Consider the following 11598-nt stretch of genomic DNA (forward strand, 5'->3'; position numbering starts at 1 on the left):
GCCCGGGCCGGGCGGGGGACGCTCTCCGGGCGGAAGCGCGCCTTCCGGCGCGGAAGGCGGCCGATCCCGCCCGGAGCCTCCCGGCCCTGATCTAGGGGACGTCGCCGAAGCGTGCGCGCCACAGGTCGTCCTGGGTGCCCGTCCGGTCCCAGAGCCGGGCGACGCCGTCCGGGCCGAGGTCGTCGAGCGGGACGAGGAAGTCCGTGGAGAGCGTCCTGGCGAACTCGTCCACGTCACCGATGGTCCGGGGCGTCCTGTCGCCGGTGCCCAGCCGGCGCAGCGTGCGTGACAGCAGGAGCAGCGTGTGGCCGGCGACCGGCCGGGCCGCCATGAGCGTGGTGACGTACACCGACCTGTCCGAGGTGGACAGCTCCCGGGAGCGGGCGGCGAAGTCGGCGATCTCCCGCGGTGACAGCCGGAGGTCGTAGGAGGGGATCGACCCGTCGGGACGGTGGTGGAAGCGCCAGGTGTCCGGGTCGAGCCGCTCCAGCCGGTAGGTCGCGTCCCCCTGCGCGTGGGGCCCCTCGCGCAGCGGCAGCGGCTCGACGAAGCCGTCCCCGATGCCCGCGTCGGCCAGCCAGCGACGGCCGTCGAGGTCGGCCAGCAGCGCGTTGTGGTTGCCCCACGCCGCCTCGCCCCGGTCGGCGCGCAGGGCACCGGCCTCCACCATCGTCACCCGGAAGCCGGCCAGGCGCAGCAGCATGGCCAGGCCCGCGTTCTGCTCGAAGCAGTAACCGCCACGCCGCCGCAGCACGAGCTTGTCGAACAGCGCGTCCGCATCGAGACCGATCGGCCTGCCGAGCTGGATGTCGAGGTTCTCGTACGGCACGGTCTTCCGCCAGGCCCGGTGCAGGGCGAACAGCGTCTCCTGGTCGGCGGCCACGGGCCCCCGGTGCCCGATCCGGTGGAGCATCGGGCCGATGGTCATCTCCTGGATCATCTTCGCCTCCCAAGTGAAAGAAGATCCGCCACTTAGAAAGCATAAATGAGAGAAGTTCATCCGTATACTGTCGACGTGAACGACGAGAACCCCGGCCGCGCGCTCCGGGCCGACGCCAGGCTCAACCGGGAACAGATCATCGAGGCCGCCCGCGCGCTCATCACCGAGCGCGGTCCCGAGGTGCCGATGGAGGAGGTGGCCCGCCGCGCCGGCGTGGGGGCCGCCACCCTCTACCGCCGCTTTCCCGACCGCGAGGCGCTGGTGCGCGGTGTCGCGCTGGACGGCTTCCACCGCGTGGTCGCCATCGCGCGCGACGCCGAGGACGAGGAGCCGGACGCCTGGCGGGCGCTGTCGCGCTTCGTCCACCGGGCCGCCGCCGAGCTGCGGCTGGCCACCTGGCTGTCGATCTGGTTCGCCGGCACCTGGGAGCGACTCCACGCCGAGCCCGAGGAACAGCGGCTGCGCCGCACCCTGCTGAGGATCCTCGACCGGCTCGTCCGCCGCGCCCAGGCCGACGGCGACCTGCGCGACGACGTGGACGCCGGCGACCTGACGATGATGACGGCCCTGCTGCTGCGCCCGCTCCCCGGCCCGCGCGCCGAGCTCACCCAGCGCGGCGTGGACCGCTACCTGACGCTCATGCTCGAAGGCCTGCGCGCCCACCCGGGCATCCGGCCCCTGCCCGACGGCGACGTCGACCTGACCGACATCGGCCTGACCGGCCCGCGACCGTCAGGCTCTGCAGGGCAGGGAGGCGAGAAGTGATCTACCGCTGTTCGCCGGAACGCGCCGAGGTGCCCGCGAAGCCGTGACGCATGATCAGGAGAAGCCGTCGCGCGTGCTCCACGCCGGTGGCCGCGAGAGCGGCCGCGCCGGTCAGAGCGAGCAGGTCGTCCACGGTGAGGCCGGCGTCCAGCGCCCCGGCCCGCTGGGCTCGGGCGAGCAGCTTCTGCGCGGTCGATCGCATGGATCGGTGCCATTCGTCGAACAACTCGGTACGACGCTCGGTGTCGTTCTCGGTCCCGGCGAGTGCCAGTGCCCGTTTGGTGGCGACGTGGACGAGGAAGCCGTCCAGCCAGGAGAACAGCGCCTCGTCAGGCGGCTCGGATTCGAGCAGGGCGGCGCCCCGCTCCCTGAGCGTCGTGACCTCACCCGCGTACACCGCCACGATCAGATCCTGACGGGTGGGGAAATGGCGGTAGAGCGTCGCGTTGCCGACACCCGCCCGGCGGGCCACCTCGTCCAGGGGGATGTCGGGCCCGTGCTCGTCGAAGAGCGCCCTCGCCGCCGCGAGCAGCGACCGGACGCTCCTGGCCGCGTCCGCCCTGCGCGGTCGTGCGGCCGTCGACGGCTCCGGATGCGTCATCGTCACGCTCCCTGGTTGCGATGTGGGGAGTTCCCCGTTTACAGTAGCGCGCAGTTAAACGGGGAACTCCCCGCTTCGTGTGCCGGAGCACCTGCCGAAGTGCTCCGGCTCTGCCCGTGAAGGACGCCCATGACTCTCGCCTACGAAGATCGTTGTGTCATCACCGACCTGATCGCGATGCACGGGCACCTGTGCGACAGCGGAGAACTCGATCGCCTGGACGAGGTGTTCACCGCCGACGTCGTCTACGACGTGACCGACTTCGGGCAGGAGGTCCTGGAAGGAGTGACGGCCTGCGCCGACGCCGGACGCGCCCTCGGTGAACTGAACCCGGTCGGACACCATGTCACGAACATCGTCCTGAGCGAGCGGGCCGACGGCCTGGTGTACGCGCGCTCCAAGGGCATCGGCGTCAACGCCGACGGCACCAGCGGGAGCGTCACCTACGAGGACACCGTCGTGCGCGCGGACCAGGGCTGGCGGATCAGCCACCGGAAGGTGATCGCACGACGAGTTCCCCTGGGCGGGTGATCGACCTCGCGGGCGTGCCCGCCTCGCCCTCCACGAGGCCGGACGGTCAGGCCGGAGCGCCGTCCCCCCTGTCCCCGCCGCCCGCGTCGTTCACCCCGTCCGCGTCGTTCACCCCGTCCGCGTCGTTCAGCCCGTCCGCGACGAGGATGTTCCGCAGGCGCAGGACACCCGTCCTCCACAGGTCGCCGGCGCCCTCCGCCGCCCACAGGTTCATCATCTCCGAGGGCTCCGCGACGACCCGGTCGAGCGCCTGGACGGCCAGGCCCCCCAGGTCTGCGGGCAGCGCGGGCAGGGGCTTCTTGGGGCCGTACGGCGACAGGACGGCCTCGCCCCCGGGGCGCTGCGCGGCGACCAGCGCGGCCGCGGCGAGGGCTTCGGCCGCCTCGTCGGAGTCGAGGAAACCGTCGGTGCCGGCCGCACGTGCGAGCGCCTCCCGGATGATCCCCTCCCGCTCCCCGTCCGCGGCCTTGTCCAGCCTGCCGGAGAAGTCGGCCGCCGTGTCGTTGTCGAAGGGGCCGAGGTCCCAGGTGCCCATCGTGTCTCCAGGTCGTCGTGGTGCGGGATATCCGGACATCGTGGCAGGACGTACCGACAAACCGGGCACCGCCCCCGCACGCCGCTCCTTCTCGGGCCCGCGTGTCCCCGTCTCCGGACTCCTCGCCGGCCGGTGACGACGCCCCCGGATCGTCCACCGGCAAAGGACTCCGGCGGGACCCCGACGGGACCCCGACGGGACAGGGTCGTACGAGCTCGCGGAAAAGCCGTCGGACGCCATCCCCGCGAGGAGGAGGCGTCCGACGGCTCGTCGATCTGAAAATCTAACGGCGAAGCACGAACGGATCGTCGTTCACCGGTTTTCAGGGAGTTACGTAAGGGCTGTAGTAGATCCCTGAGCCGGCCACCATTTTCACACGGCACGATCCCTGGTTGCCGACCGCGAAGACGAAGCTCTTCACCTGGCCCACCGAGGCGGTGAAGGGGCCGTTGTCACTTTTCGAAAAACCGTTTGCGCATACCAAGGTGAACCGTGCGGTGATCGTGGAACCCTCGTTCTTGTAATAGGCCGCGTTGTAACCGCCAGGGCTCCCGGTGATGCCGCGCGCACACAGTTCGTTCGCACCGATATTGGCACACTTCACCGGGCCGAGAAGGGCCGCCCTGCCGGCGTCGGCCTGGGCCGCGGACGAGGAAAGGGCGGTCAGCGGCACAGCGGCGCACATCGCCGCGAGCGCCATGGCACTGATTCGACGGGTGATCACTCGTTGATCCTTTCTAGGACGAAGCGTTGTCGTGCGGACGTGAACAACGATCACCGTTCGGCCGCGACTCTCACAACCTGTGAGGTTCCAGGGTGGCGTCGAGGCGCAGGTGAGACGGCGAGGGAACGCGCCGCCGAACACCGTCGTCATCGCCGGCACCCCCCGAGGAGGTGATCCGGCCCATCCGGACCGCGCCCGAACGGGCACCGAGTGTCACCGGGGGATCCAAGCCGGAACCGTCGCGCACGCTCACGCCGGGTTCCCGGAGGCCGGTGCCGAGCGGTCCGCAGGGTGAGGCAGCATGGAAGGGTGAACGACGGTGCGAACATACTGGCGAGAATGATGGCCGCGGGCGGTGTCGTGGTGCTGAGCGGAGCCGGGTTGTCGACGGAGTCGGGGATCCCGGACTACCGGGGGCCGAGCGGCGCCCTGAGGCGGCACACCCCGATGACGTACCAGGCGTTCACCTCGGGCGTGACGGCCAGGCGGCGCTACTGGGCCCGCAGCCACGTCGGATGGAAGGCCATGGCCGAGGCGAGGCCGAACAGCGGCCACCGGGCGGTCGCGCACCTGCAGCGGCAGGGGCTGGTGAGCGGCATCGTGACGCAGAACGTCGACGGCCTGCACCAGGCGGGCGGCGCCCGGGACGTGATCGAGCTGCACGGCAGCCTGCACCGCGTGATCTGCCTGGACTGCGGCGCCCTGAGCCCCCGGCAGGAGCTGGACGCCCGCCTGACCCGGGCGAACCCCGACTTCGCCGCCCGGGCCGTCACGGTCAACCCCGACGGCGACGCCGAGCTGCGGGACGAGGAGATCGACGGCTTCGCGGTGGTGGGGTGCCTGGCCTGTGGGGGAGGCGTCCTCAAGCCCGACGTCGTCTTCTTCGGGGAGAGCGTCCCCGCCGACCGGGTGAGCGAGTGCTTCGCCCTGGTGGAGGGGACGCGCCTGCTGCTGGTCCTGGGGTCGTCGCTGACGGTAATGTCGGGGCGCCGGTTCATCCTGCGCGCCGCCAAGCTCGACATCCCCGTGGCGATCGTCAACCAGGGCCCGACCCGGGGGGACGACCACGCGACGCTCACCGTCGACGCCCCCCTGGGCGAGATCCTTCCCGAGGTGGCCGCCCTCCTCGACGCCCGGACCTCGGCCACCCACTGACCGGCGGCCGTCCCGCCCGATCACGCACCGACCGGCGATCACCCCACCGCAGGACGCGCCGACCGGCGATCAGCTCACCGGAGCACGCGCCGACCGGCGGCCGTCCCGCCGCCCGGTCACGCGCCGGTCAGCGACCGCTCCACTTGATCTCGTACGGCTGGAGGGCGAACTCCGTGCCGTCCACGGTCGTGGTGACCTGAGCCTTGGTGGTGTTGACCATCACCATCTGCTCCGGCTGGGCCAGCACCCGCACCCCGGGGGCGGAGGAGGTGACCTCCTCCAGTTCGGCTCCGGCCGGGAACCACCGGGTGAAGTCGGCCACCAGCCGGCCGGTCGGGAGCTCGGCACCGCTCTGCGGGTCCCACATGCACGCCGTGCAGGCGCCCTGCTTGACCTGCGGGTTCCAGTACAGCGCCGTGGCGGCGCCGCTCTCGGCGAACTCGATCATCGAGGCGGCCTGGACGGCGAGCCGCATGGGCTCGGGCCACACGGTCCTGTCCTCGGGGACGAAGTACCACTCCGACCACCAGACCGGCAGGTCGGTCTTCTGCCGCAGCCAGGTGGTGACCGCGCTGAACTTGCCCAGCGCCCCGAACGCGTCGGGCAGCAGCTCGTGGGCGTCGGTCACCGAGGCGCCGTCCACCACGACGAAGTCGGCGCCCTTCTTGTTCTTGAACCAGTACTCGAAGGCGTCCAGGGCGTTCTGGTTGACGACCCCCCACGGCCCGCGCAGCTCGGAGGCGCCGGTGCTGTTGCTGTCGAAGCCGAGGTAGGGCCCGCCGACCTGCGCGTCGGGCCTGGCCGCCTTCACCGCGTCGTAGACCTTGTTGTACAGCTGGGTGTAGCCCTTGTAGTCCGCCGGCTTGGAATGATCTTTCCAGAAGCCCTTGAACTCGTTCCAGACCATGAAGTACTTGACGTCGCGGTACTTCGTGGCCACGGCCGCCGACAGCTTGGCGAAGTCGTCGAAGTGCTTCGGGTAGGGGGCGTCCTCCAGGTGCTCGGCCCAGCCCGCGTCCGAGGTCGGCCCCTCCGGCCCGCCCTTCATCCAGTCGGGGGCGCAGCACAGCGTGATGACCTGCGTCCCGCCGGACCGCTTCATGAGGTTCGTCCGGCTGTCGAGGTCCTCCCAGTAGAACTCCTGCCGGCGGGGCTGGGGGTTGACCGCGCCGAACCCCATGATGTGCTGGTTCTGCACCATCGGGGTCTGGGACAGCCTCTGGGCCACGGTCTGCTCGAACTCCGGGGTGACGTTGTTGGCGCTGACCCCCGTGTGGGTGAGTCCCCAGCGGGGCCACGCCGGGTCGACTGCGGGAGGCTCCTGGATGTTCGCGGTGGGCAACGCCGGTGCCGCGTCGGCGGGCTTCTGTGCGGCCGGGGTCGCCCGGTCCACCTTCTCTCCTGAGGAACAGCTCGCCATGACCAATGCCATCGCGATCATTCCCGCGCCGGAGGTGATCCTCCGGCCGGGACGCCGCCACATCGATCCCCACCTAGCCGATGACACCTGAACCTCACCCGATCCTCGCCGTTCGCTGTGCCATGAGCGTTCCACGAGCCGCGTAAGGACGGCATACAGGAGCACGGTTCACAGGTAAGCGTTATGCGGGACCGCCACCCCGCGCCCCGCGTCAGCCGGCGAGCCTGCCGCGCATCTCGATGGCGATCTGCGACGCGTCGAGGTTGGCCAGCGCGCTCGCCAGGACGTCCGCGTCGAAGGTGCCGTTGTCGCGCGCGTCGAGCAGCGCCGACCGCTGCGCCGCGATGACCGCGAGCCGATGTCGCCTCGCCGCGTCGAACCCCTCCGGCGTACGGTCGTCCCCGAGGCGCGGCGGCCCTGGGACCGTCTCGGCGCTCGTCTTCAGCAGCTCGATGATCCGGGTCCGCTCGCCGGCGGCCCGCTCGCCGCCCCCGGCCCCCGGGCCGGCCCGCGGCGTGATACGGCGGAGCAGCGGGCCGATGGTGCCGCCCTGGACCAGGAGCGACATCGTCGCGACCGTGAACGCGACGAGCACGAGGACCGATCGCTGCGGGGTGTCCTCCGGGAGCGTCTGCGCCGCGGCCACGGTCACCGCGCCGCGCATGCCCGCCCACACGACCGCGGTGCCCTCGCGCCACCCGAGCGGCTCGCGGAGGAAGTACTCGATGTCGGCGAGCACCTGCGTGATCCGTCGCGCGAACCGGTTGAGATCGCGCTCCGACACCCGGCGCCTGCGGGTGGTCACCTCCTCGAACGTCTCCCGCGTGCCCTCCGGCGTGTTCATCCGCTCCCGCATGCCCTGGACCCTGGGCTGCATCCTCTCGCCGCGCCGGGCACGGCGGGCGAGGACGCCGAGCAGCGGGGCGACGTACGCCGCGCGCACCAGGACCGTCAGGACGAGGGCCCCGGCGGCGACGAGCACGGCCGCCCCGACCCCGGCGTGGTCGTTCTCGACGTTCGTCACGATCGCCTTGATCTGCACGCCCATCGTCAGGAACACCGCGCCCTCCAGGACGAGCTCGACCGTGCGCCAGTTCTGCGAGTCCGACAGGCGGTTCTGCGGTGAGAGGTCGCGCGGCGCGCGGATCCCCGTGACGAGGCCCGCGACGACGGCGGCGACGAGACCGGACGCCCCGAGGAGCCCTGCGGGGACGGAGGCGAGGAACGGCACCGTGAACGAGATGACGGTGTTGACGGCCGGGTCGGTCACGCGCCCGCGGACCAGGAGGTTGAGCCGTCCGACGACCGCGCCGACGACGAGCGCGACGACGATCGAGTACGCGAACGTGCCGACCGCGCCCCAGAACGAGAACGACGCGGCCGTCGCGACGATCGCGGTGCGGAGCAGCACGAGTGCGGTCGCGTCGTTGAGGAGACTCTCACCGTCGAGGATCGCCACGACGCGCCTGGAGACCGGCGTCCGCTTGATGATCGACGTCGCCACGGCGTCGGTCGGGCTGACGATCGCGCCGAGGGCGACGCCCCACGCGAACCCGAGCCCCGGGATCACGAGCGTGAAGAACAGGCCGAGCAGGAGCGCGCTGGCGACGACGAGCAGCACGGACAGGCCGCCGATCGCCCCGAACTCGCGGCGGAAGTTCATCGCCGGCATCGACACCGCGGACGAGTAGAGCAGCGGCGGCAGGACGCCCTCGAGGATCCACTCGGGCTCGATGTGCACGGCTCCGAACATCGGCAGGAAGCTCGCCGCGACGCCGATCGACACGAGCACGAGGGGTGAGGCGATCCCCAGGCGCGGGCCGACGGCGGTCGCGGCGGCGATCGTCACGAGCGCGGTCACGATCACGACGAGCAGTTCGGTCATGTGCCCAGACTGGCAGTCCCCCGGGACGGTTCCCGGTTTCTCCACGCGCGCCAGGCGGTGATGTCCCGGCGCCTACCGCCTACCGCCGACCGCCCGCCGCCCACCCGGCCCGTCATGCCGAGAACGGCCCGGCCCGTCACGCCGAGGGCGGCCCGCCCGTCACGCCGAGAACGGCCCGTACGACCGCCTCGGTGTCGGAGAGGTCGTCCAGCACCAGCTCGGGGCCGGCCGCGCCGAGGACGGCGGCGTCGTCGAAGCCGGTCGCGACCGCGATCACCCGTGCCCCACCCTCGTGAGCGGCACGGACGTCGTTGGGCGTGTCCCCCACCAGCACGGTGTCCCGCGCGCCGAAGGACCGCCCGTACCGGCCCTCGGCGCGTCCCTGCGCCAGCGCCACCAGCGCGGCCCGGTCCTCGTGGTCGGTGCCGTACGCGCCCGCCTCGAAGTCCACGAAGCCCTCCAGCCCGAAGACGGTGAGCTTGCCGACCGAGACCGGCCGCGTGTTGCCCGTCAGCACCGACTGCACCACGTCCTGGCGCTCCCCCAGCGCCGCGAGCACCTCGCGCGCCCCCGCCAGCGCCCGGCCGCGCTCCCGCATGACGGCCTCCCGTACGACGAACGCCTCGGCGAGGGCCGCGTAGAAGGAGTCGAGAAGCGCGTCCGACACCTCGGCGTCGTGCCTTCGGAGGATCTCGGTGACGATCGCCCGCTCGGTCCGCCCGGCCACCTGTACCGGGTGTTCCATCCGGCGGCCGGTGACGGCGTGCAGCGCGTGGTCGTAGGTGTCGGCGGTGACCCCGCCGGCGTCGATCAGCGTGTGGTCGATGTCCCACAGGACGAGCGTTCCGGGAGAACTCACCGCCCGAGCATAACGAGACGGCCGCCGATCGCGGGCCCGGCCACCGCCTGGATCCCGGACCCGGCCACGGACACCACCACGGATTCCACGGTGACGCGAAAGGGCTTCCCGGGCGGAGGCCGTACGACGGAAAGGGTGCCGACCGGCTTTGCGCGTCCGGGGAAGAACGACCCGGCGGAGTCGCGGAGCGGCCGTCCCCTGCTCCCCCCTCCGGAATCGCCTTCCGGAGACGACGGTGTCGAGCGATCTGCGTGATCGGCGAATCAGCCGGTGACAAGCTACAGTGGGGCGAAATCCCCTCTCCGTATCGACGCCATGTCGAATACGGATACCTTTCCGAGGAGCGCCGGTGGTCGATCCCGTCAACCGATCGAACAAGCGGGCGGCCGACCCCGATACGCCCGGCACACGAATCGATCCGACGATTCCCAGCCCGGCACGCATATACGACTACCTTTTAGGTGGCAAAGACCACTTCGCCGCCGACCGCGAGGCGGCGGAGCACCTTGTCAGGCTTTCCCCGGGCACACGGGAAGGGGTACGCGCCCATCGGGCGTTCCTCGGCCGGGCCGTGCGCCACCTCGCCGAGAACACCGAGATCACCCAGTTCCTGGACATCGGCACCGGCATCCCCACGCAGGGGAACACCCACGAGATCGCCCAGCGGGTCAATCCGGCGGCTCGCGTGGCGTACGTGGACAACGATCCCGTCGTCCTGGCGCACGGGCGCGCCCTGCTCGCGAGCAGCGAGGAGGGCATGACCACGGTCATCGAGGCCGATCTGCGAGATCCGGATCGGATCCTGTCGCATCCGGATGTCACCGGGGTCATCGACTTCACCCGGCCGGTGGCGCTCGTCCTGGTCGGCGTCCTGCATTTCATCACCGATGAGGAAAACCCCCACGAGCTGGTCGAGAGATACAAGGCGGCCGTTCCCCCGGGCAGCCGTATATTGCTGTCGCACATCACGCTCGACTTCGCGCCGCAGGTGCAAGAAGAGGAATTCACCAAGCCCTACGAAAAGGGTTCGGCACCGATGGTCCCGCGAAGTCACGCGCAGGTGGAGAAATTCTTCCAGGGCTGGACGATGGTTTCTCCCGGGCTCGTCGAAGTGGTGACGTGGCGACCGGACGAGAACGACTACCAGGAGCCGATTCCCGGCGGCGGCCACGCGTGGGCCTACGGTGGCCTGGCCGTGAAGCCGTAGGCCCACGTGGTTTCGCGGGCGGCCGTGTCGGACGGCCGCCCGCGTCCACGACGCCGAACGGCCCCTCGCCGACCCGAAAGGGTCGCGGCGTCCGGCGCGCGTGCCCGACGGCCGGGGGGGTCGTGGGCCCCCGGCCATCGGGCCGTCATGGACGGTGCGTCAGGATCGGCGCGGTGCCGGGACTATCGGGTGACGGTCCACTTCTGGTTGTTGCCGCCCGAGCAGGAGTAGAGCTGGAGCCGGGTGCCGTTGGCGGTTCCGGCGCCCACCGCGTCCAGGCACAGCCCGGACTGCACACCGACGACGGTGCCGTCGGAGTTCAGGCGCCACTTCTGGTTGTCGCCGCCCCAGCAGCCGTAGATCTGGACCCTGGCGCCGCTGGCGGTGCCGGCGGCGTCCAGGCACTTGTTGCCGTAGACCCTCAGCTCCTGCGCGGAGGTGGAGGCCCACCGCTGGTTGGCGTTGGTGTGGCAGTCCCACAGCTGCACCTGGGTGCCGTCGGCGGTGGCGGCGTTGGGCACGTCCACGCAACGACCGGCGTTGACGTTCCGGATCTGCCCGCTGCCTCCCGGAGTAGGCGTCACCGTGGGGGTGACGGTGGGCGTCGGGCTGGGATTGGGATTGGCGGCGTTCAAGGCGTTGAGGACCGAGGTGTACGCGGCCTTCTTGTTGCCGTTGCCGTCGAAGAGCAACGGTGTGGTGCTGGCCCCGAGCCAGGAGTCGCTGTCGCGGACGCCCCAGACGGTGATGCCGGTGCAGCGCGCCACGGCCAGGCAGTCGTTGACGACGTTGGCGTAGGTGGTCGCCGAGCCGCCCACGATGTCAAGCTCGGTGATCTGCACGTCGACGCCCAGGGCGGCGAAGCTGGAGATGGTGGTGCGGTAGTTGCTGTTGTAGGCGCTGTTGTTGTTGAAGTGCGACTGCAGGCCGACGCAGTCGATGGGCACGCCGCGGGCCTTGAAGTCGCGGACCATGT

The 11598-nt window shown here is 71.1% G+C and carries 12 protein-coding genes; 4 read left to right on the forward strand and 8 right to left on the reverse strand.

The annotated features are described in order from the left end of the window. Positions 1-91 precede the first annotated feature (91 nt). On the reverse strand, positions 92-940 hold the full coding sequence (locus tag ACLQ2R_RS30830; protein ID WP_425964543.1) for an arylamine N-acetyltransferase family protein: 849 nt from the start codon (positions 938-940) through the stop codon (positions 92-94). A gap of 75 nt (positions 941-1015) precedes the next feature. Here ACLQ2R_RS30830 and ACLQ2R_RS30835 point away from each other — a divergent pair, with 75 nt between their 5' ends. Next, entirely contained in the window at positions 1016-1705 is a 690-nt protein-coding gene (locus ACLQ2R_RS30835; protein ID WP_425964545.1) for a TetR/AcrR family transcriptional regulator, read from the forward strand. Between the two features lies 1 nt (position 1706). On the opposite strand, the gene ACLQ2R_RS30840 is transcribed toward ACLQ2R_RS30835, so the two are convergent. Beyond that, positions 1707-2306: a TetR/AcrR family transcriptional regulator gene (locus tag ACLQ2R_RS30840; RefSeq protein WP_425964546.1), complete on the reverse strand. Its 600-nt coding sequence runs from the start codon at positions 2304-2306 to the stop codon at positions 1707-1709. A gap of 129 nt (positions 2307-2435) precedes the next feature. Here ACLQ2R_RS30840 and ACLQ2R_RS30845 point away from each other — a divergent pair, with 129 nt between their 5' ends. After that, a complete protein-coding gene (locus ACLQ2R_RS30845; protein ID WP_425964548.1) occupies positions 2436-2837 on the forward strand; it encodes a nuclear transport factor 2 family protein in 402 nt (133 codons plus the stop codon). Between the two features lie 46 nt (positions 2838-2883). On the opposite strand, the gene ACLQ2R_RS30850 is transcribed toward ACLQ2R_RS30845, so the two are convergent. Both ACLQ2R_RS30850 and ACLQ2R_RS30855 read right to left on the reverse strand, forming a co-directional pair. Further along, positions 2884-3372, reverse strand: coding sequence for a DUF4259 domain-containing protein (locus ACLQ2R_RS30850; protein WP_425964550.1), 489 nt, complete (start codon positions 3370-3372; stop codon positions 2884-2886). A gap of 322 nt (positions 3373-3694) precedes the next feature. After that, a complete protein-coding gene (locus ACLQ2R_RS30855) occupies positions 3695-4096 on the reverse strand; it encodes a hypothetical protein (protein ID WP_425964551.1) in 402 nt (133 codons plus the stop codon). 339 nt (positions 4097-4435) lie between these two features. Between ACLQ2R_RS30855 and ACLQ2R_RS30860 the strand changes: the two genes are divergently transcribed. Next, positions 4436-5251, forward strand: a complete 816-nt coding sequence (locus tag ACLQ2R_RS30860; RefSeq protein ID WP_425964572.1) for an NAD-dependent protein deacetylase — start codon at positions 4436-4438, stop codon at positions 5249-5251. A gap of 127 nt (positions 5252-5378) precedes the next feature. On the opposite strand, the gene ACLQ2R_RS30865 is transcribed toward ACLQ2R_RS30860, so the two are convergent. The 3 genes from ACLQ2R_RS30865 to ACLQ2R_RS30875 all read right to left on the reverse strand — a co-directional run bounded on the left by ACLQ2R_RS30865 (position 5379) and on the right by ACLQ2R_RS30875 (position 9415). Then, positions 5379-6644, reverse strand: a complete 1266-nt coding sequence (locus tag ACLQ2R_RS30865) for a xylan 1,4-beta-xylosidase (protein ID WP_425964552.1) — start codon at positions 6642-6644, stop codon at positions 5379-5381. A gap of 238 nt (positions 6645-6882) precedes the next feature. Further along, positions 6883-8556, reverse strand: a complete 1674-nt coding sequence (locus tag ACLQ2R_RS30870) for a cation:proton antiporter (RefSeq protein ID WP_425964554.1) — start codon at positions 8554-8556, stop codon at positions 6883-6885. 136 nt (positions 8557-8692) lie between these two features. Continuing rightward, positions 8693-9415, reverse strand: a complete 723-nt coding sequence (locus tag ACLQ2R_RS30875) for an HAD family hydrolase (protein ID WP_425964556.1) — start codon at positions 9413-9415, stop codon at positions 8693-8695. A gap of 349 nt (positions 9416-9764) precedes the next feature. Between ACLQ2R_RS30875 and ACLQ2R_RS30880 the strand changes: the two genes are divergently transcribed. Further along, the gene (locus tag ACLQ2R_RS30880) at positions 9765-10622 is read left to right on the forward strand and encodes an SAM-dependent methyltransferase (protein ID WP_425964558.1); all 858 of its coding nucleotides are present in this window, start codon (positions 9765-9767) and stop codon (positions 10620-10622) included. A 182-nt stretch (positions 10623-10804) separates the two neighbouring features. On the opposite strand, the gene ACLQ2R_RS30885 is transcribed toward ACLQ2R_RS30880, so the two are convergent. After that, on the reverse strand, positions 10805-11598 hold a 794-nt coding region (locus tag ACLQ2R_RS30885; RefSeq protein WP_425964559.1), incomplete at its 5' end, for an endo-1,4-beta-xylanase.

Source organism: Streptosporangium sp. DT93, assembly GCF_049844535.1.
Classification (GTDB): Bacteria; Actinomycetota; Actinomycetes; order Streptosporangiales; family Streptosporangiaceae; genus Streptosporangium.

Excerpts from the sequence above, each read along its gene's own strand:
- ACLQ2R_RS30870 (WP_425964554.1), bottom strand. The coding sequence starts at position 8,556 with ATGACCGAACTGCTCGTCGTGATCGTGACCGCGCTCGTGACGATCGCC.
- ACLQ2R_RS30840 (WP_425964546.1), bottom strand. The coding sequence starts at position 2,306 with ATGACGCATCCGGAGCCGTCGACGGCCGCACGACCGCGCAGGGCGGAC.
- ACLQ2R_RS30860 (WP_425964572.1), top strand. The coding sequence starts at position 4,436 with ATGATGGCCGCGGGCGGTGTCGTGGTGCTGAGCGGAGCCGGGTTGTCG.
- ACLQ2R_RS30830 (WP_425964543.1), bottom strand. The coding sequence starts at position 940 with ATGATCCAGGAGATGACCATCGGCCCGATGCTCCACCGGATCGGGCAC.
- ACLQ2R_RS30850 (WP_425964550.1), bottom strand. The coding sequence starts at position 3,372 with ATGGGCACCTGGGACCTCGGCCCCTTCGACAACGACACGGCGGCCGAC.
- ACLQ2R_RS30845 (WP_425964548.1), top strand. The coding sequence starts at position 2,436 with ATGACTCTCGCCTACGAAGATCGTTGTGTCATCACCGACCTGATCGCG.